Source organism: Streptomyces sp. NPDC060205, assembly GCF_042728395.1.
In the GTDB taxonomy this organism is placed as follows: domain Bacteria; phylum Actinomycetota; class Actinomycetes; order Streptomycetales; family Streptomycetaceae; genus Streptomyces.
Genome location: NZ_JBHWZP010000190.1, coordinates 1 through 18,356 on the forward strand (window position 1 = coordinate 1; position 18,356 = coordinate 18,356).

19 protein-coding genes are annotated in these 18,356 nt (G+C 71.1%); 3 read left to right on the forward strand and 16 right to left on the reverse strand.

What is annotated here, in order from left to right; genetic code table 11:
• Nucleotides 1–98: 98 nt before the first annotated feature.
• The 7 genes from rraA to ACFWGJ_RS28225 form a co-directional block, all read right to left on the reverse strand.
• Nucleotides 99–590 (reverse strand): ribonuclease E activity regulator RraA, encoded by a 492-nt coding sequence (gene rraA / locus ACFWGJ_RS28195; RefSeq protein ID WP_387329997.1) that lies wholly within the window; start codon nucleotides 588–590, stop codon nucleotides 99–101.
• A 64-nt stretch (nucleotides 591–654) separates the two neighbouring features.
• Entirely contained in the window at nucleotides 655–1,299 is a 645-nt protein-coding gene (otnC, locus tag ACFWGJ_RS28200) for a 3-oxo-tetronate 4-phosphate decarboxylase (RefSeq protein ID WP_387330000.1), read from the reverse strand.
• Nucleotides 1,296–2,558, reverse strand: coding sequence for a 3-oxo-tetronate kinase (gene otnK / locus ACFWGJ_RS28205; RefSeq protein WP_387330002.1), 1,263 nt, complete (start codon nucleotides 2,556–2,558; stop codon nucleotides 1,296–1,298). The genes otnC and otnK overlap by 4 nt, the downstream gene beginning before the upstream one ends.
• Before the next feature lie 231 nt (nucleotides 2,559–2,789).
• A complete protein-coding gene (locus ACFWGJ_RS28210; RefSeq protein ID WP_387330005.1) occupies nucleotides 2,790–3,872 on the reverse strand; it encodes an isocitrate/isopropylmalate dehydrogenase family protein in 1,083 nt (360 codons plus the stop codon).
• A 143-nt stretch (nucleotides 3,873–4,015) separates the two neighbouring features.
• Complete coding sequence (locus tag ACFWGJ_RS28215) at nucleotides 4,016–4,852, reverse strand: sugar phosphate isomerase/epimerase family protein (RefSeq protein WP_387330008.1); 837 nt, start codon at nucleotides 4,850–4,852, stop codon at nucleotides 4,016–4,018.
• Entirely contained in the window at nucleotides 4,849–5,565 is a 717-nt protein-coding gene (locus tag ACFWGJ_RS28220) for an aspartate/glutamate racemase family protein (RefSeq protein ID WP_387330011.1), read from the reverse strand. The genes ACFWGJ_RS28215 and ACFWGJ_RS28220 overlap by 4 nt, the downstream gene beginning before the upstream one ends.
• Before the next feature lie 329 nt (nucleotides 5,566–5,894).
• Nucleotides 5,895–6,608, reverse strand: a complete 714-nt coding sequence (locus ACFWGJ_RS28225) for a FadR/GntR family transcriptional regulator (RefSeq protein ID WP_387330014.1) — start codon at nucleotides 6,606–6,608, stop codon at nucleotides 5,895–5,897.
• A gap of 365 nt (nucleotides 6,609–6,973) precedes the next feature.
• Here ACFWGJ_RS28225 and ACFWGJ_RS28230 point away from each other — a divergent pair, with 365 nt between their 5' ends.
• The 3 genes from ACFWGJ_RS28230 to ACFWGJ_RS28240 all read left to right on the forward strand — a co-directional run bounded on the left by ACFWGJ_RS28230 (nucleotide 6,974) and on the right by ACFWGJ_RS28240 (nucleotide 9,905).
• Nucleotides 6,974–8,269: a CitMHS family transporter gene (locus ACFWGJ_RS28230; RefSeq protein ID WP_387330017.1), complete on the forward strand. Its 1,296-nt coding sequence runs from the start codon at nucleotides 6,974–6,976 to the stop codon at nucleotides 8,267–8,269.
• Between the two features lie 245 nt (nucleotides 8,270–8,514).
• A complete protein-coding gene (locus ACFWGJ_RS28235) occupies nucleotides 8,515–9,018 on the forward strand; it encodes an NUDIX hydrolase (RefSeq protein WP_387330020.1) in 504 nt (167 codons plus the stop codon).
• 338 nt (nucleotides 9,019–9,356) lie between these two features.
• The gene (locus ACFWGJ_RS28240; protein ID WP_387330023.1) at nucleotides 9,357–9,905 is read left to right on the forward strand and encodes a hypothetical protein; all 549 of its coding nucleotides are present in this window, start codon (nucleotides 9,357–9,359) and stop codon (nucleotides 9,903–9,905) included.
• Between the two features lie 235 nt (nucleotides 9,906–10,140).
• Here the strand turns inward: ACFWGJ_RS28240 and ACFWGJ_RS28245 are convergent, their stop codons facing one another.
• From ACFWGJ_RS28245 to ACFWGJ_RS28285, 9 genes are all read right to left on the reverse strand, one after another.
• Nucleotides 10,141–10,851 carry a phytanoyl-CoA dioxygenase family protein gene (locus ACFWGJ_RS28245; RefSeq protein ID WP_387330026.1) on the reverse strand — a complete coding sequence of 237 codons (711 nt, stop codon included), beginning with the start codon at nucleotides 10,849–10,851 and terminating at the stop codon, nucleotides 10,141–10,143.
• 11 nt (nucleotides 10,852–10,862) lie between these two features.
• Complete coding sequence (locus ACFWGJ_RS28250) at nucleotides 10,863–11,669, reverse strand: ABC transporter permease (protein WP_387330029.1); 807 nt, start codon at nucleotides 11,667–11,669, stop codon at nucleotides 10,863–10,865.
• On the reverse strand, nucleotides 11,662–12,477 hold the full coding sequence (locus ACFWGJ_RS28255) for an ABC transporter permease (RefSeq protein WP_387330032.1): 816 nt from the start codon (nucleotides 12,475–12,477) through the stop codon (nucleotides 11,662–11,664). Before ACFWGJ_RS28255 ends, ACFWGJ_RS28250 begins: the two co-directional genes overlap by 8 nt.
• Nucleotides 12,477–13,460, reverse strand: coding sequence for an ATP-binding cassette domain-containing protein (locus tag ACFWGJ_RS28260; RefSeq protein ID WP_387330036.1), 984 nt, complete (start codon nucleotides 13,458–13,460; stop codon nucleotides 12,477–12,479). Before ACFWGJ_RS28260 ends, ACFWGJ_RS28255 begins: the two co-directional genes overlap by 1 nt.
• Nucleotides 13,457–13,585, reverse strand: a complete 129-nt coding sequence (locus ACFWGJ_RS28265) for a hypothetical protein (protein WP_387330039.1) — start codon at nucleotides 13,583–13,585, stop codon at nucleotides 13,457–13,459. Before ACFWGJ_RS28265 ends, ACFWGJ_RS28260 begins: the two co-directional genes overlap by 4 nt.
• A gap of 68 nt (nucleotides 13,586–13,653) precedes the next feature.
• Nucleotides 13,654–14,448: a transcription factor jumonji gene (locus ACFWGJ_RS28270; RefSeq protein ID WP_387330042.1), complete on the reverse strand. Its 795-nt coding sequence runs from the start codon at nucleotides 14,446–14,448 to the stop codon at nucleotides 13,654–13,656.
• Entirely contained in the window at nucleotides 14,426–16,147 is a 1,722-nt protein-coding gene (locus ACFWGJ_RS28275; RefSeq protein WP_387330044.1) for a radical SAM protein, read from the reverse strand. The genes ACFWGJ_RS28270 and ACFWGJ_RS28275 overlap by 23 nt, the downstream gene beginning before the upstream one ends.
• The gene (locus ACFWGJ_RS28280) at nucleotides 16,144–17,103 is read right to left on the reverse strand and encodes an arginase family protein (RefSeq protein WP_387330047.1); all 960 of its coding nucleotides are present in this window, start codon (nucleotides 17,101–17,103) and stop codon (nucleotides 16,144–16,146) included. Before ACFWGJ_RS28280 ends, ACFWGJ_RS28275 begins: the two co-directional genes overlap by 4 nt.
• Nucleotides 17,100–18,311, reverse strand: a complete 1,212-nt coding sequence (locus ACFWGJ_RS28285; protein ID WP_387330050.1) for a JmjC domain-containing protein — start codon at nucleotides 18,309–18,311, stop codon at nucleotides 17,100–17,102. The genes ACFWGJ_RS28280 and ACFWGJ_RS28285 overlap by 4 nt, the downstream gene beginning before the upstream one ends.
• Nucleotides 18,312–18,356: the final 45 nt, after the last annotated feature.

The window sequence follows — 18,356 nt, forward strand, 5'->3', positions numbered from 1 at the left end:
ACGATCCCGAACGCGGTCCATCCGCCGATCAAAACCGCTGCGACCAGGCCGAGCGCGGTGACCGCGAACGACCAGCCGAAGGTTTTCAGAACCACGGGTCAGTTCACCGGGCCTTCCGGCAGCAGCGCGATGCCGTCGTCGTCGGCGTGCAGGACGTCACCGGGACGGAAGGTGACCCCGCCGAAGGTGACAGGGACGTCGACGGCTCCGGCTCCGGCCTTGCTGCTTTTACGGGGAATGGTGCCGAGCGCCTTGATGCCGAGCCGCAGTCCGGACAGGGCGGCACTGTCGCGCACGGCTCCGTGCAGGACGAGGCCGGCCCAGCCGTTGTCCTGGGCGGCCCCGGCGATGAGGTCGCCGACCAGGGCGGTGCGCAGGGAGCCGCCTCCGTCGACGACGAGGACGTGGCCGTCGCCGGGGGTGCGCAGCAGCTCGCGCAGGAGGCCGTTGTCCTCGTGGCAGGAGACGGTGCGGACGGGCCCGGCGAAGCCGTGGTGGGCGCCGAACTGACGGAACTGCAGGTCGCAGACGCGCAGTTCGGTCCCGTACCGGTCGACGAGATCGGCGGTGGGGACGGGCGTGACGGTCATCAAAGTTCCTTCGCTGTGAGGGCTGTTGCTGTGAGGGCTGCCGCGCTCGCGGCTCATCCGGCCGTCAGGAGGATGGGGGAGCGAGCGCGGCAGCCTGCTCGGGGGAGAGGGGACGGGTGGTGTGCCCCCTCAGGAGGAGGTGCAGTTTTGCGGTCTCCTCCAGTTCCTCGACCGCGTCGGCGGCCTGTTCCATGGTCGTACCCGCGATGACGGGACCGTGGTTGGCGAGGAGAACGGCGTGGTGGGTACGGGCCGTGCGCTCGGCCAGTTGTTCGAGGCTGCTGTCGCCGGGTGCGTGGTACGGAAGGAGCGGCAGGGTGCCGACGCGCATGGCGTAGTACGCGGTCAGCGGCGGAAGCACGTCGGCCGGGTCGACGTCGCCCAGACAGGAGACGGCGGCGGCGTGCGTGGAGTGCAGGTGGACGACCGCGTGGGCGCCGGGCCGGGCCCGGTAGAAGGCGGCGTGCAGGAACGCCTCCTTCGTGGGCCGGGGCCCGTCGAGGTGGACGCCGTGCAGGTCGGTGCGGGACAGCTCGGCCGCCTCGACGGTGCCGAGGCTGGATCCGGTGGGGGTGAGCAGCAGGCTGCCGTCGGCCAGGCGGACGGACAGGTTGCCCGTCGAACCGTGCGTGAGACCACGGGTGAACAGGGAGCGTGCGGTGCGGACGATGAGGTCGCGGGCGGCCGACTCGTCGGCGTGGACGGTCACTTGGTCTCCGTGAGAGCGCGGGTGAACAGGTCGGGGGCGCCGAAGTTGCCGGACTTGAGCATGAGGGCGAGGTCGCCCTTCCCGGTGGCCGCGTACGTCCACGGCACGCCCGGGTCGGCCTCCTCGCCGACGAGGACGGCCCGGACACCCAGGGCGGTGGTGACGGCGCCGGAGGTCTCGCCGCCTGCGACGAGCAGCCGGCGTACGCCGCGGTCTACGAGGTGGGAGGCGAGGGTGCCGAGGAGGTCCTCGACCTGTGCGGCGGCCTCCGCGACACCCAACTGGGCCTGCACGGCGGCCAGTTCCTCCGGTGACGCCGAGGCGTAGATCAGGACGGGCCGATGGTCGTCCTGTTCGTCGTACCAGGCCAGCGCCTCGCCGGTGACGTCGCGGCCGGTGGCCGCGGCGAGGACGTCGAGGTGCAGGGAGGGCAGACCGGCGGCGTAGAACTGGGCGATCTGTTCCAGGGTGCGAGCCGAACAGCTGCCGGCGAGCACGGCGGCCCGCCCTCCGCGCGGCAGCGGTTCGGGTGCGGCGGTTCCAGCGCCGGGGTAGGCGTGTCCGAGTCCCTCGGCCAGGCCCGCGGCCCCTGCCACGACCGGCAGTTCGAGTGCGGCGGCGCCCAGGACGGCAAGGTCGTCGTCGGTGAGGGCGTCCGCGATGACATGCCGTACACCGGCCTGCTGGTGCGCGACCAGCGCGTCGCGGACGGCCTCCACGCCCTGGCGCACGGTGGGCCAGTCGATCAGTGCCACCTGGTGCGGAGTCTGCGCGGACAGCAGGCGGACCAGGACCGGGTCCGTCATCGGGTTGAGCGGGTGGTGGCGCAGGGGCGAGTCTGACAGCAGCTGGTCGTGGACGAACAGATGGCCCTGGTAGACCGTGCGGCCGTTGGGCGGGGAGGCCGGGCAGTGCAGGGTGACACCTGCGCCGGCGGCGTCCATGAGGGCGTCGGTGACCGGACCGATGTTGCCCTTGGGGGTGGAGTCGAAGGTCGAGCAGTACTTGAAGTAGACCTGTGCCGCGCCCTTGGCCCACAGCCAGCGCTGGGCGGCCAGGGAGTCGGCGACGGCCTCGCCGGCCGGGGTGGAACGGGACTTGAGCGCGACCACGGCCGCGTCGCAGTCCGCCGGGAGCACGGTGGTGTCGTCCGGGGCGCCGAACACCAGGGCGGTGCGCAGACCCGCCCGCCGGAAGGCCGCGGCGACATCGGTGCCGCCGGTGAAGTCGTCGGCTATGCAGCCGATGCGCAGGGTCATGGTCGGGCTCTCTTCCCGGGCGGCCCGCGTCGAACGGGGCGCCTTGTCAGGGGGTGGCGGGCCCCGTCAGGGGCGCGGGGAACTGCGCGCCCGGCCCCTACCGGTCCGCACATGACGGAGAACCGTGCGGACCGTACGGACTCCGGGCAGGCGGAGCGGGGCAGGGGGCGGGCAGGACGCCGGGAGCCGGGGCGGGCGACCGCAGCCGGCCCCCGCCCCGAGGCGGCGGGGTCAGTCCTGGCCGGCGCCGATGGCCTTGATGACCGCGGCGGTGAACTCGCTGGTGGACGCGGACCCGCCGAGGTCCCGGGTGGAGACGCCGGAGGCGATCGCGTCGGCCACGCCCTGCTCGACGGTCTTCGCGACAGCGGCCAGCCGCTCGTCGCCGTGCTTGGCGGCGAGCCACTCGAACAGCATCGCTCCGGACAGGATCATGGCGACCGGGTTGGCGATGTTCTGCCCGGCGATGTCGGGGGCGGAGCCGTGGGAGGCCTGGGCCATCGCCGTGGTGGCGGAGGAGTTGATGGACGGGGCGGTGCCCAGCGAGCCGGAGATCTCACCGGCCAGGTCCGAGAGGATGTCGCCGAACATGTTCTCGGTGACGATGACGTCGAAGTCCTGGGCGCGGCGCACCAGGTGGACGGTCATGGCGTCGATGTGGAAGTCGTCCACCGCCACGTCTGGGTACTCCTCGGCGACTTCCTGGCACACGGTGCGGAACAGGCCGGTGGTCAGCTTCAGCACGTTCGCCTTGTGGACGATGGTCAGCTTCTTGCGGCGCGAGCGGGCCAGGTCGAAGGCGACACGGGCGACGCGCTCGGTGGCCTGGCGGGTGATGATGCCCAGCATGATGGCGGTGTCGGGGGTGGGCATGAACTCACCGGTGCCGGCGAAGGTGTTGCGGTCGGCGTAGAAGCCCTCAGTGTTCTCGCGGACGATGACCAGGTCGGCGTTGTCGCAGATCGACTCGGCGCCGGGGAAGGACTTGGCGGGGCGGATGTTGGCGAACAGCTGGAAGTGCTTGCGCAGGGTGCCCGAGGGGTTGAGCGCGGACTTGTGCGGTTCGGGGTAGCTGACGGAGTCGTGCGGGCCGAGGTACCAGCCGTCGAGTCCGGCCAGGGCCTCCTTCGTCTCCTCGGGGACGGGGGTGCCGTGGGACTCGATCGCGGTGGCGCCCAGCGGCAGGGTCACCCAGTCGACCTCGACGCCCGCGGACTGCGCGGCGGCGGTGGCGATCTCGACGGAGGACGGGACGATCTCGGGGCCGATCCCGTCGCCCTCAAGGACGCCGAGACGGTAGGTGGTGGAGCTCATGATGCGGGTTCCTCTTTCGGTCGGCTGTTCTGGCAGCAGGAGGGCAAAACGGCAGATGGCCGGGCAGTCAGGTCGTCGGGGAGTCCACCTGGGGAGCCCGGGTGGGGCATTCGGTCGGTCGGTGGGCCCGCTGGTCGGATCGGTCAGGCCAGGGTCGCGGCCGCGTCGTCCAACGCGGCCCAGGAGCGGGCCGCGGCCTGGTGACTGTCACCGTTCTGGGTGTGTTCGAGCGTCAGCCAGCCGGTGAAGCCGCCCCTGTGCAGTGCTTGCAACAGGGAGGGCAGCCGCGGATCGCCGACGGTGAGCGGTCCTCGCGTGCCGGGCGCCGCGAGCTGCACGCAGCCGGTGACCGGGGCGTGCTCCGTGAGGGCCACGCTCGCGTCGATGCCCTCGGCGTCGAGGTGATGGGTGTCCAGCACCAGCCCGGCCGGGCCGGTGAGCGCGTCGATGACGGCGCGGGTCTCGTCCGGGGTGTGCCACAGCGAGGTGTTGGCGCGCGACTGCGGCTCCAGCAGCAGCCGGCTGCCGTACAGGGCCGCCTCCTCGGCCAGGTGCTGGACGGCACGCTCGGCCCACAGGCGCTGCATGTCCTCCAGGCCGGGCAGGAAGGTGCCGCGGGTCTGGCCGAGGGTGACCGGCACACCGAGCGCGCCGGCGAGACGGGCCGCGCCGAGGAGCCGGAACAGGGCGTGACGGCGTACGTCCGGTGACGGGTCGGTCAGCGTCAGCCGGTCGTGGGCCGAGACCGGCCCCGTACCGACGCCCAGGATCTTCAGCCCCGCGGCGTCGACGGTCCGTACGAGCTTGTCGGCGTCGTGTGCGCCGCTCTCGCGGACCTGCAGTTCCACGCCGTCGTAGCCCAGTTCGGCGAGGTGGTCCACCGCCTCGGCCAGGGGTGCGGCGTAGCCGAGCGGCATGAAGGTGGCGCAGTCGTCGCCCGAGACCGTGTAGGCCAGCGGCCAGGGCAGACGGGCGGTCATCGGATCACCGTCGTGGCCGTGGCGGACTGTCCTTCGTCGGGGCCGGGGACGAGCAGAGCACGAAGTTGCCGTGCGGCGGCGCCCGCGCCGTCGAGCACGGGTACACCCACCAGGGCGGCCAGGGCGTCGCGGGCCGGGGTCAGCGAGTACTGGGCCAGCAGCACCACGTCCGCGTCGGAGCCACCCGCCGCGTGCAGGGCGTCGGCCAGGTGCCGGGCGGTCGCGCCGGGATCGCCCGGGGTGGCCGCCTCCTCGCTCAGGGCGGTCACGATGTCCACGGGGCGGTCCGGGCGGACCGTCGGCACGAGCGCTTCGAGCTGGGCGAGGGCGGCCGGCACGGCGGGCGCGGTGGAGGCGACGACGGCGATACGCCGGTACGGACCGGCCAGGGCGGCGCTGAACATGGCCTCGTCGGACTTCAGCACGGGCACGTCCCACAGGGCGCGGGCGGTGTCCACCACCTCCCCGTAGGAGGAGCAGGTGAGCAGCAGGCCCTGGGCGCCGCCGTCCATCACGTGCCCGATCAGGCGGAGCATGCGCCGGCGCAGTGCGTCGGTGAGCCCGCCGGAGTCGAGTGCGTCGTACAGCAGCCGGTCGTCCAGCAGGTTCCAGACCGTGGCCTGCGGAAACTCGCGGGCGAAGGCCTCCTGGGCGATACGGGCGCCGGTCGGCACTGCGTGGATCATGGCGACCAGGGGTCGGGGTTCGTTCACCGGGGTTCTTACCTCTTCCGGTAGGCGGGGACCGGCAAGGGTCCCGACCGCGGGCCCGCTCCGAACGGCGCGAGAACGCCTCGTGAGAACACGGGGAGGAGCCCGGGATGGGGGACGGCAGCGAGTGGTCGCGGTGCCGCGCCGCCACTGTAGGCCGCACCGGTCAACCGGTCAACCGGTTGTGAAAGTGGAGCCCCGCCCGTCACCCCGGGACGCAGGTCGCAGCCGTCCCGCAGGCGGCGACCCCAGCCGTCCCGCAGGCGGCGACCCAGGGCCGCGGATCCCAGGCGCCCCAAGGCTCAGGGCGCCTCGCGGCCCACGGTGCCCGGCTATGCCTCGCGTCGGTCGAGGGCTTCCATCAGGCGACGCGACGCGCCGTCCATGTGCCGGGCCATCGCGGCGCGGGCCGCCTCCGCGTCCCCCGCCACGACCGCGTCGAAGATCGGCACATGGTCGGCGTAGGCCACCTCGCGGGAGCGGACGGCGCCGGTGCGCTCCACCCAGCCCCGCTGGATCATCGCCCGCATGCCCTTGAGCATGTCCCGCAGTACCGCGTTGCCGGACAGTTCGCCCAGGGCGGCGTGGAAGGCGGTGTCCGCCTCGGGGAACTCCTCGTCCGGGCACTGGCGCATCGCCGCCAGCCGCGCGCGCAGCAGTTCCACGCCCGCCTCGTCGCGGGCCTGAGCGGCGAGGCCGGCGACGACCACCTCCAGCTCCGCGCGGGCCTGCACCATGTCCCGGGCGCCCCGTTCCCCGAGGATCAGACCCAGCTCGAAGAGCCGGTACAGCACGTCGGAATCGGTGCCGCGGAAGTACGTCCCGCTGGACTGGCGGATCTCCAGCAGGCCGAGGAATCCCAGCGACTTGATCGCCTCGCGCACGGTGGGGCGGTTCACCCCGAGCATCTCGGTCAGCTGCCGCTCCGACGGGATCCGGTCACCGGGCTGCACCTCGCCTGACATCAAATAGTCGATCAGTCGGCGGGACACCTCGGAGGCCAGCGGCTCCCGTGGCTCGACCGTGATCCTGGCGAGTTCGGCCATCGAATTCCTCACTTCGGTATTGACGCGATGGCCGGATTCTAGTTACCTACCGGCAATCCGGTAAACCGGTTGTCCGGAAGTGGGGCGAGCCGCCTTCCCTTCCTCGGTCACCCGTCCGCCACCGGACGACCCAGCCATCCCGAACGCGCCCCTGACCTGCCCGCGGGCCGATGCCCGCCGCGGCCGTGTGTCTCGAAACCGCCGTACAGGAGTCACACGTACCATGACCGACCCCACGCACGAGCCGAGTACGGCCTCACGTGCGCTGTCGGTCACCTTCCGACCCGCCACGCACTGACCTGCGCCGCCCCGCACCGCGCCGCCGACCCACCGGCGGCCCTGCGCACCTGCATCAAGGAGCAACGATGCTCGCCGTCCTCGGCTTCGCCACACTGGGCAGCTTCATGCTGCTCGTCATGCGGAAGTACCTCTCCGCCTTCACCGCCATCATGCTCACGCCGATCGCCGCCGCACTGATCGCGGGCAAGGGCGCCAAGCTCGGCGACATGATCATGAACGGCCTGGACACGGTCGCGCCCACCGCGGCCCTGCTGCTGTTCGCGGTCCTCTACTTCGGCCTGATGATGGAGGCCAGACTCTTCGAGCCGATCGTCCAGGCCATCATCCGCGCCACCAAGGGCGACCCGGTCCGCATCGTCGTCGGCACCGCCGTGCTGTCCCTGTGCGTGGCCCTGGACGGCGACGGCACCACCACCTACATGATCGTCTGCTCGGCGTTCCTGCCCATCTACCGGCGCCTGGGCATCAACCCGCTCATCCTCGCCACCCTCGCCGCGATGGCACTGGGCACCATCTCCGGCACCACCCCCTGGGGCGGCGCCGCCACCCGTGGCATCAGCGTCCTGCACCTGAGTGCCACCGAATACTTCGTCCACATGCTCGCCCCCATGGCGCTCACCAGCCTGGCCATCATCGCCGTCGCCTACTGGCTCGGCCTGCGCGAACGCGGCAAGCTCGATTCCGAGAAGCTCAGCACCTACAAACTGGAGATCGCCTCCGGCGAGGCCTTCGAACCGGTCGAGGCCGACTGGCGCATGTGGTTCAACGCCGCCCTCACCGTGCTCCTGATGGCGCTGCTCATCCTGGAGGTCGCCGACCTGCTGGTGCTCTTCATGGTGGCCTTCGTGATCGCCCTGCTGGTCAACATCCGCAGGATCGGCGACCAGCAGGAACTCATCAAGCGCCAGGCCGCCAACGCGGTCCCGGTGATGATCCTGGTCCTGGCCGCCGGTGTGTTCACCGGCATCATGACCGACTCCGGCATGATCAAGGCCATGGCGGACGCGGCCCTGTCGATCGTCCCCGAGGGCTGGGGCAACGTCATCCCGCTGTTCACCGCCGTCCTCGCGCTGCCGCTCGGCTTCTTCATGTCGAACGACGCGTACTGGTTCGGTGTGGTGCCCGTCCTCGCCGAGTCCGCCGCGCACTACGGGATCCCCGCCAACGAGATCGCCCGGGCCGGCGCCATCGGGCAGATCCTGCACATGATGGGCCCGACCAGCGCACCCCTGTGGGTCCTGCTCGGCCTCGTCAAGGCGGAACTGGGCGACTTCCAGAAGCACGCCCTGCGCTGGGGCGTCCTGGTCTCCCTCGCGTACATCGCCTTCGCGGTCGTCACCGGCGCGATCAGCGTCACCTGAGCGACGGTCGGGCGCGGCGCAGGGGCGTCGCGCCGACGGGGCGATCCGGGAGTGACCGCTCGTGGCACCACGCCCCTGCTCGAACCGCCGGTGACGGACCGGCGGGCCGCCCGGATGATCACCTTGCCGGTCTGCTCGCACATGCCGGAGCACGAGGTCGACCGTGTTTGTGAGTCGGTACGGCGGGCATGTGCCGATCGCCCCGCGCACGCAGTCTGCACTGATCAGGGTCGAAGGGACGACGGATGAAGGACTACGTGGCCCAACTGCGTGCCCTGCTGGGCCATCGGCCCCTCATCCTCCCGGGCTCGTCGGTGGTGGTGACCGACGAGCGGGGCGGAGTGCTGCTCCTTGCCCGCGCGGACACCGGCGGGTGGGGGCTGCCCGGCGGGCTGATGGATCCCGGCGAGTCCTTCGAGGACACCGCCCGCCGAGAGGTGCTGGAGGAGACAGGGCTGGTCGTCGGTGAACTGACGCTGCTGGGCCTGTTCTCCGGAGGGCCCACGTACTTCTACCGCTATCCCAACGGCGACCAGGTCCACAACGCCACCGCCGCCTACGTCACCGCTCTGCCGCCCGGCGCCACAGTGGTCCCGGACCAGGTCGAGAACACCGCCGCCGCGTTCTTCGACATCGACCGCCTGCCGGCCGACCTCATCCCACCGGAGCGCCCGATCCTCGACGCGTACCGGGACGCGTACCGGCAGGCGCCGAGCGGGCTCGCAGTGAAGGCGGTGAGGCGGCGGTGACCGACCAGGTGTCCTGGTGTGACGCGCTACCGGGCCGGCCGACCTGTTCGACTTGCCCGCGCCCGATCCACGCGATCGCAGTTTGCCGCGGCCTCGTCGTCCCCGCGCATTGCACCCAGGCACTCCGTCACGCCTTCGGCCTCTCGCCACGCCGGTACCGCCGGCGGCCACAGCAGTACACGCAGACGAAAGGCCTGTGCGCGGACGCGTAACGACAGGCCGGGCCGCGGCGCGCATTCTCCTCTTGAAAGGAACACGAGCCACCACGAACGGGGTCGCGCGGGTGCCCGTCGGCAGTGCGGGCACCGCTGCGGACCCGATCCGGAAGGGGAGAAGAAGTGAGCAAAATGAAGGGTTCCGTGGGCCTGATCGGCATGGCGGCGGGTGTCGCAGGTCTACTGCTGGCCACTGCGCCGGCGGGGGAGGCGGCGACCGCGAAGTCCGCCGCGGATCCCAAGGCCTGTGTCGTCCTCGTGGGGAAGACCCCCGCCGAGGGCGGGGCTTCCCCGGAGCTGTACCGGTACTGTTCGGACAAGTCCGCGGCCGACGCCCGCGCTCACCTTGCGTCGTCCCAGGTGCTGGCCAAGACCGGGGGGAAGTCCGCGCAGGCGACCCTGTTGATGCTCTGGTCGAAGAACACCGACTACCGCAACCCCACCACGTTCATCTACGGCGACGACGGCCCGTGCGACAGCTCGGGCTATTCGCTGCATCCGGATGACTACTGGTCGCACAACATCAGCTCCGCGCAGGGGGTCGGCACCTGCACCGTGGCGAGGTTCCACAACCGGTCCAGTACCTACGCCGCCACGTTCCGACTGCCGGTGCCGTATCTCGGCGCGTCTCTCAACGACAATGTGGGACTCATCCAGGTGTGGCGCGGCTGAGTTCTGACCGGACCGCCCACGAAAACGCCACGGCACAGGGCGACGGCCTGGTTGCGTCTGCGTGGGCGCGACCAGGCCATTCCGCTGGAGGCCGGCGGAGGAGGTCTGTGCCGCACCAGTTCTGTCACCGGCCAGATGATCGTGGCCGACGGCGGTCGCCTCGTCGTCTGAACGACGCGCGGACCACGGGAGCGGCACCGCGCCGGGACCGCCGCTCACCAAGGCCGTCGGTGTGTCACAGGGCGCTCAGGTTCCGGCCCCCGCGGCGCAGTGGAAGGTCGGCGAACGCGGCGTCGTTGGGTGTCACCTCCACGGTGCGGGCGCTCTTGTACTCGTTGATGAGGATGGAGCGATGGCGCTCGGTCATGTTCCCGCTGGCCCGGTGCAGCGTGAGGCAGTGCAGGAAGAGCACCGACCCGGGGCGGGCCCGGACCGGCCGGGCCTCGCCCTCCTCGGGTGCCGGCCGGTCATGGCGGTGACTGCCCGGACAGACCAGTGTGGCGCCGGACTCGGCGTCCATGTCGTCGAGGTAGATCAGCGCGGTGACGAGTTCGGGCAGGGTGTGGCGGTCGGTCTCCAGGTCGCGGTGCCAGCCCTCCTCGGCCCTCAGCCCCGTGGGGCGCAGCCGGGCGAACCCCATGTGGAAGTTGATGTCGGGGCCGATGAGTTCGCCGACGACGTCGAGGATCCGCGCGTCCTGGATCAGCGCGTACCAGGCGTCGCCGGCGAGCGGGGTGTTGACGATCTTCCACACGGCGTACGGGTTGTAGGGATCGAGCCGTGGCAGCGGCTTCTCGGAGGCGGCGTGGACGTACAGCCGGGGATGCCCGGACGCCGGAGGGTCGATGAGGCCGGAGAGCAGTTTCTTCAGCTCCGCGACCTCGTCGGGGGAGAAGATGTCCACCACGAGATAGCCGTCACGCTCGAACGCGGCGAGGTGATCCACTGGAACGCTCCTCAAGAACCGGTGCTGGAATAGCGGTCGACCCCGCGCCGCCACAGGAGGACCGCCGGCAGGAACAGCAGCGGTCCCACCAGGGGCAGGGCCCAGACGAACGGTGAGTCGGTCCTGCCGAGGATGTAGAGGCAGGGGTAATAGCCGACGAAGGCGAACGGCACGACCGTGGAGAACACGGTCAGCAGCCACTTGGGGTAGAAACTCATCGGCAGCTGCGAGAAGCTGTCCAGCCGCCAGATGAGCATGCTCAGCATCGCGTCCTGGCGCAGCCAGAACGACAGTGCCGTGACGGCGAGATGCATGGCCGCGAAGACGAGCGCGGCCCCGGTCAGCGCCAGCGGGACGAAGACCACCACCGCCGGGGAGACGTCCGCTCCGCTGAGATGCAGAGCGGTGCCCAGCAGGGCGCCGCCGACGACGATCTCGATCCACACGTCCGTGTCGACCTTGGAGAACAGGATGAGCGCCAGCGGGCTGGTGGGCCGGACCAGATAGTGGTCGAGTTCACCGGTGCGCACCATGTCCGGGATGTCGAGGGTGCCGAAGAAGACGGTGTTCCACAGTGCGCGCGCCACGGTGGTGAACCCCGTGAGCACCGCCCATTCGGCGAGAGTCCAGCCGTGGATGTCGCCCGCCGCGGAGAGGGCCAGCATGAGGACGGCCGCTCCGGAGACCGCCTGGACGAGGGCACCGAGGTTCGCGAGCAGGACCTCACCGGGGTGCACCATATGGCTCCGGAAGTTCATCCGGGTGGCGAGCAGCGCGATTCCGGCGGACTTCCGCAGTCCGGCCAGGGTGTCAGCCACCGGCGATCACCAGCTTCCGCAGGGCGGCCCGGGTGCAGGCCACGCTCGCGACGGTCAGCACGACCGCCCAGCACGCGCCCAGGGCGATCACCCGGCCGTCCACGAAGGGGTCCCGCACGAGTGTGCCGAGCGGGGTGTAGAAGCCGTGCACGAACGGGGTCCAGACCGCCGCGTCCCGCAGGGGGCCCGGGTAGAGGGAGATGGGCATCATCGAACCGCCGAGCAGGAGCAGCAGTGCCTCGCGGACCTCGTTGAGCCCGTCGACGCGACGCAGGAAGAACGCGGACAGGCCGATCAGATAGCTGAAGTCGAACAGGATGACGAAGGCAATGGTGACCGTCAGCAGGAGCCGCCCGAGGTAGCCGGGATCAAGGCCGAAGGGGTACAGGAGCGTGGCGGCGACGAGGAGCGCGGGCATGCCGACGAGGGCGGTGACGCCGATCGTGCGGCCGAGGGCAGCGGAGAACCACTGGGACAGGAATCCCGTGGGCATCAGCAGTTCGGTCACGATCCGACCGTCCCTGATCTTCGTCTCCAGCTGGCGTGCCAGCGTCAGCCCGGGGACACACAGCACCCACACGGTGCCGGCCGCCGCGTAGACCGTCGTCTGGTGCAGGGTCAGCCAGCCCGCCCGCGTCGAGTCGTCGCTGCCGGCGTACACGGCCGCCCACAGCGCCACCTGAAGACCGATCAGCAGCAGGGCGCCCACGCCCTGGGCGAAGGCTCTGGTCCGGTAGCGGAAGGCGAGTTTGACCTGGATGCCGGCGACGGCCCGATGGGCCTGCCACGACCGTCGTACGGACGTCATCAAGTCCCCCTCAGATAAAGGTCCTTGATGAGGTCCTCCAGACTCGGGGCCTCGATCCGCACGTCGTCGACCCGCGGGTCGCGGAACAGTGCGGCGAGCAGTTCGCCCGGCAGTTCCCCCTGCGTGAAGGTGTACGTGGTGACCGTGCGGGTCCGGTCCTCGATCCGCGTCAGACCGGGCAGCTCGGGCAGTTCGGGCAGCCGGTGGTCCGCCGCGTGATGGATCACCAGGGTGCGGCGGCCCCCGCCCAGGGCACGCAGCTCGTCGATCTTCCCGTCGTACACCAGCCGCCCGTCGTCGATCATGACGATCCGGTGGCAGATCGCCTCCACGTCGCGCAGGTCGTGGCTGGCCATGACGACGGTCGGCGCGGTGTCGTCGCGCAGTTCGCGCAGGACTTCGCAGATGGCCTCCCGTGCGAAGATGTCGAGGCCGATCGTCGGCTCGTCGAGCAGCAGCAGCCGAGGCGCGTGCAGCAGGGCGCCCACCAGCTCCGCGCGGGTCCGGTTGCCGAGCGACAACTCCCGTACGGGGGTGTCGAGATACCGCCCGATGTCGAGCCGCGAGACCAGGTCCTCGCGCCGTCGCCGGAACACGGCCGGCTCGACGTCGTAGACCCGGCGGATCAGTTCGTAGGAGTCCTTCACCGGCAGGTCCCACCACAGGCTGGCCCGCTGCGCCGCGAGATAGCCCAGCTCGGCGGAGAGCTGCCGGCGGTGGCGGTGCGGATCGCGGCCGTCCACCGTGACCCGCCCGGAGGTCGGCGTGAGGATCCCGGCGACCAGCTTCATGGTGGTGGACTTGCCGGCCCCGTTGAGCCCGATGTACCCGACGGTCTCGCCCTCGTCGACCGCGAGGTCGATGCCGTGCAGCGCCTCCACCTCACTGCTCACCCTGCGGACGAGCCGGGTGAGGCGGCTTCCCGATTCCGGAGGGCGTCTCACGCGGTAGGAGCGGTGCACCGACTCCAGCCGGATTCTCATCGGGGCTCCTCCTGGAATGCCTGGTCGGCGCTGCGGTCGACGGCCGCCGCCTGGTTCCCGTGACCTGTGGCCGTGCCGGTGCGCCGGTGACCGGGGCCGATCGCCTCCCGGACCGTACGGCTCACTGCCTGCCCCCGCAACTGCCCGATGCACGGGTTGACTTCGGGACGCGTGCAGGGCGGACCGGTCGCGTTCACCGGCCGCCGCTCCCGCCGTCGAGCCGGTCGAACGCCGCGCCGACGGCACCGAGCGCCTCGTGGTTCGCCGTGTCGCCGAGCACCTCGAAGTACCGCCTGGCGAAGCCGAGGTTGGAACGGTTGATGAAGTTGGCGGTGACGGAGACCGTGCCGCTGACGTTGTGCACCTCATGGGCCCAGCCGCTCGGTGTCACCACGATGTCCCCGGGTTCCTGGACCAGTTCGACGCTCCGGACCTCGTAGGACCCGGGGACACAGACGCCCGGCGGCAGCAGCCGCCACTCCTCGGAGCGCTCCGGCGAGTGGAAGCTCCACTTCTTGCGGCCCGATCCGAGCAGGTTCCACGCGGCGCTCGCCATCGTGTCGACGTGCAGGGGCGAGCTGGTCCCGGCGCCGCCGACCATCAGCCACGCCCAGTCCGGGCGTTCGCCCGCGGGCAGTGCCAGCAGCCAGTTGAGCCGCCGGACCTCGCGCGGGACGAGGTTCCACAGGGCCGGATCGAACTCCGACAGGCGCTGGTTGCGCAGATACAGTCCACGTGGCCGCTCGGCCCGCAGCTCGTCGAGCACCTCCCGCAGCCGTACGGTCACGGGCCGGCGCCGCGGATCCTCCGCGATCACCGGACGGTCGGCGAGCTCCCGCAGCCGAGCCTCGCGCAGCACCGGATACACCGGCCACTCCAGACCGGCCCCGCGCAGCACGGCCGGTGTGGGCCCGCAGAGACGTTCGAGGACGGCGGACGCGTCGGACGCGACGGCTGCGGACCCGTCATGTTTCGAAGAAGTGGTCAACGCGGCTGCCCCCTTCCGCCTGCCGGGCCCAGTCCTCACGATGCCCCCGCAACGCCTCGGGGCCGAACGCCTCCTCGATGTCGGTCCGCGCCCGCAGCCCCTGCTCCAGGTTCTCCCGCTCCGACATGCAGCGCGCCCGCTTGGCCGTCACCTTGTCGCGTACGGTCTCGGCGGGATCCGACTCCCGGAACGGCGCCTCCGGCACGGTCACCGTGCACATCGGCGCCGCCCAGCAGGACCCGCAGGAACCCGCGTTCGCGGCGGCACGGAACATGGCCAGCTGCTCGACGCCGGCCAGCGGATCGACGCCCCGGTCGGTGTGGCCGACGGCGAAGTCCGGGGACTGGAACTCGTACGACGAGTAGAGCGTGCCGTCCGAACCGAGCACGAGGTTGTCGTTGCCCGGGACGAGCTGGACGCCCAGCAGATGGGCGAGCCGCGGCGAACCGTCGCGTTCCGGCTGGTTCAGCGCCCGGTGGAACGAGCGGTGCAGGAAACCGTGGCTGAAGGAGAAGCGGTAGCGGCCCGACCGCTCCCGCTCCTGGTGGTCGTGGCGGTGGGCCGCGACGAACAGGTCCCACACCCGGCGCTGCTCGGTGAACATCCGCCGGAAGTCCGTGTAGGACTGCTCGCCGCCCGGCAGCAGCAGGTCGAAGTCCCAGGCCAGCGCCCGCAGTGCGGTCGGCCAGTCGGTGAAGTACCGGTACAGGGCCGCCTCGTCCAGGGGCGCCGACAGCACGCAGATGACGGCGACCCGGGAGGCGAAGTACTCCGGCCAGTTCTCGGCGAGCCAGTCGGTGCGCTCCCGCACCCGCTCGTGGGTGCCCTTGCCGCGCCGGTCGACCCGGTAGCGGTCGTGGTTGGGCCCGTCGATGGAGATGTTGAGGTAGATGTCGTGCTCGACCAGGAAGTCGACGATCTGCGGGGTCAGCAGCATCCCGTTGGAGTTGATCTGGATGATCAGGTTCTGGGCCTGTGAGCCGACCTCCCTCTTCCGCTCCTCCAGGGCGAGTACGGCCTCCTTGAGCTGGTCGAAGGCGAGCAGCGGTTCGCCGCCGAAGAAGTAGAGGGCCCGCTGCGCGGGCTCCAGTTTCTTCTCGCCGGTGACGAACAGGTCGATCGCGGCCTTCACCATGTCCGCCTGCGGGGAGGCCGTCTGGTGCGGACGGGTCCCCGGGTAGGCGCCGCCGTAATAGCAGTACGTGCAACGGATGTTGCACTGCTCGGTGGGATTGAGCATCAGCACCCGCACCCGTGGGGTGTCCACACGCGCGTCGGACGGCACCTCGGGAAACTGCCAGCCCGCACCCTCGAACGGCTGTACCAGCCGGTTGAGTTCGGCGATCTCCGCCTCGGTGGGCGGCGCAGCAGGGGCGCGCCCCGTGTCCGCCGGGCCGGCCGGCTCCCAGGTGGCCGCCCCCAGCAGCTGCGCCTGCCGTGCGTCGATCCCGTGGACCTTGCCGGTCGTGGGCGTGTACAGATGGAAGCGCCCGGGGTGGCGGTCGCTCTCCCACGTTTTGTAGATCCAGGTGCGGTCCCGGTACCGGCGGATCGTGACGTCCTCCTCGCCGGCGTTGCGGCCGACGTGGGACGGGCCGTGCGTCCGGAGGTCGGGACGGTCCATGTCGGCGATCAGGTCGATCTGCCAGCCGTGCAGGGTGCGGCCGCGGGTCCGGCCGGCCGTGTCCATGGTGGTCATCGTCGCCTCATCGCTCCCTGGTGGTCGTCCAGCAGTGCCCGCAGACAGCTCATGACAAGTGTGGAGATCGTCGCGCTGGTGGCACGGTTCTCACGGTCGTCCTGGAGGGCCTCCACGATGTCCACCGCGACCACCCGACGGGTACGGCAGACGTGCTCGACGGCGGCGAGCAGCTCCCGCAGCCGGTAGCCGCCCGCCTCCGGGTGCCCGGTCGCCGGGAACTCCGCGGGGTCGATCGCGTCGAGATCGATGGAGAGATACGTCGCCGCGCCCTCCCCGCCGACGGGTTCCGGGAAGTCGTACGCGTACGAACAGCGCAGGTTCGGCGGCAACGGGCCCCACGAGGCCGGAAGGAAGGTCCGCACCCCGTACAGGTCGCACCCGGAGAGCACGCCGGTCTGCAGCAGGTGTCCGAGGAAGTCGCCGTGGGTGATGTCGGCGAGGCCGGGCATCGGGCGGCTGCTGTAGTCGCAGTGGGCGTCGAAGCACACCATGTGCAGGGGCCCGTGTTCAGCCGCGAGGCCGGTGGCGACCGGCGCGGACAGCGCGTGGTCCCCGCCGATGAACAGCGGAGTCGCGGATGTCCCGGCGAGCCGCTGCGCCAGGCCGGTCACCGCCCGGTAGTAGGTGGCCCGCCCCACCCGGGGGTCGAGCGGCACCGAGCCGAGGTCGCCCAGGTCGAACACCCTGCGCCCGTCGAGCACCGGACCCCCGGTCAACGGGTCCAGCACCCCGCCCAGGGCGCCGTCGTCGGTGACGGTCCAGTCGTGGCCGGGGGAGAGCTTGCGGAAGATCTCCGGGCCGTGGCGTTGGCCGGGCACACTCGTGACCCCGGCGTCGGACGGCAGCCCCATCAGGACCGCGTCCGCGGTGAGGGCGCCCGAGAGCACGGCGTCCACTTCGGCGGCGGGCAGCCCCAGGGCGCCCGCACCCGGCCGGACGGCGGTCCCCGTCACGGGGCCCGCCAGCCTTCGGCGCGCCCCGCTCCGTCATCGGTGACGGTGACCAGCCCGGCCCGCAGCAACGCGGAGACCAGCGCCGACGCGGCGGTCACCGAAGTCCCCGCACGCTCGGCCAACTCGCCCACGCCGAGACGGCGTTCCTCGACGAGCACCTCGCACGCGACGCGATGGGCCGACGGCAGGGCGAACTCCTGACCCGCCGCGGTGAGCACCACGCGCTCGTCCCTGACGTCGAGCCGGGGCGGCAGGACGGTCGCCAGTTCGACCACCGACTCGGCCGGCGGGCGCGCCCGGAGCACGTCCCAGGGCAGTCCGGCGGTCTCCCGGCCGCCCGTGCCGTTCCGCTCGCTGTCGAAGAAGTCCCGCAGTGTCAGGCCCTTCGCCTCGTTCACGAAGGCCGTGAGGATCCGCTCGGCCTGCGCCCGCTGCTCCTCGGGGGTGCCCGCCCGGGCCAGACTCTCCCGTACGTCGACGTCGTGCAGGGCGCGGTACGCCACCCAGCGCAGCCAGTCGTAGCCGGTGCGGCGGGTGAAGACGAAGGAGAGATGGAGACTGGACTCGCCGCCGCCGCGCACGGTGTGCCACCAGCCACGGGGCACGTGGATCACGTCGCCCGGCTCCAGGGGCTTCTCGAACACGACGTGCCGCGGGCAGCGGGCCGGGTCGTTGTCGCCGTACTCCGGCAGCGGGTGGGCCTCCGAAGGGCCGTGCACCTGCCAGTGCTTGGTGCCCTGCACCTGCACGATGAAGGTGTCCACCTCGTCGTAGTGACTGTTGAAGGCCTTCGAGTCGTCGAAGGTGACGAAGAGGTTGCAGGACGCCATCTCGCCGACCATGCGCATCAGGTCGTCGGTCGCGGCCCGCACCGCGGGGTGGATCCGGTCCAGGGAGTCGATGATGACGCTGGCCCCGGACCGCATGAGCGAGAAGACACGGGTCAGATCCACGACCCGGTGGCCTCCGCGCGTCGCCATGTACTCGTGTTCCGGGAGGAGCCTGCTCTGTGCGGACAGCTTCAGCTCGGCGGGTTCCGTGCGACCGCGGGCGAGGATCTCGTTGAGGTCGTGCCAGGAGAAGTGCTCCTGGACCAGTTCCGGGGCGAGGCGCTTGAACACCACCTCGTTGCTGAGTTGTTTCGCGACGAAATCAGGTCCGAATTCGGCCAGCAATGCCCGGCCGAGTTCCGAGGCAGGTCGTGACATGCTCTCTCCATCCCCCCTTGCATGCGAACAGAGCCATGGGAATGG

Coding starts and splice junctions, on each gene's coding strand:
- rraA (WP_387329997.1), bottom strand. CDS start 590: ATGACCGTCACGCCCGTCCCCACCGCCGATCTCGTCGACCGGTACGGG.
- otnK (WP_387330002.1), bottom strand. CDS start 2,558: ATGACCCTGCGCATCGGCTGCATAGCCGACGACTTCACCGGCGGCACC.
- ACFWGJ_RS28210 (WP_387330005.1), bottom strand. CDS start 3,872: ATGAGCTCCACCACCTACCGTCTCGGCGTCCTTGAGGGCGACGGGATC.
- ACFWGJ_RS28215 (WP_387330008.1), bottom strand. CDS start 4,852: ATGACCGCCCGTCTGCCCTGGCCGCTGGCCTACACGGTCTCGGGCGAC.
- ACFWGJ_RS28225 (WP_387330014.1), bottom strand. CDS start 6,608: ATGGCCGAACTCGCCAGGATCACGGTCGAGCCACGGGAGCCGCTGGCC.
- ACFWGJ_RS28230 (WP_387330017.1), top strand. CDS start 6,974: ATGCTCGCCGTCCTCGGCTTCGCCACACTGGGCAGCTTCATGCTGCTC.
- ACFWGJ_RS28235 (WP_387330020.1), top strand. CDS start 8,515: ATGAAGGACTACGTGGCCCAACTGCGTGCCCTGCTGGGCCATCGGCCC.
- ACFWGJ_RS28255 (WP_387330032.1), bottom strand. CDS start 12,477: ATGACGTCCGTACGACGGTCGTGGCAGGCCCATCGGGCCGTCGCCGGC.
- ACFWGJ_RS28260 (WP_387330036.1), bottom strand. CDS start 13,460: ATGAGAATCCGGCTGGAGTCGGTGCACCGCTCCTACCGCGTGAGACGC.
- ACFWGJ_RS28275 (WP_387330044.1), bottom strand. CDS start 16,147: ATGACCACCATGGACACGGCCGGCCGGACCCGCGGCCGCACCCTGCAC.
- ACFWGJ_RS28285 (WP_387330050.1), bottom strand. CDS start 18,311: ATGTCACGACCTGCCTCGGAACTCGGCCGGGCATTGCTGGCCGAATTC.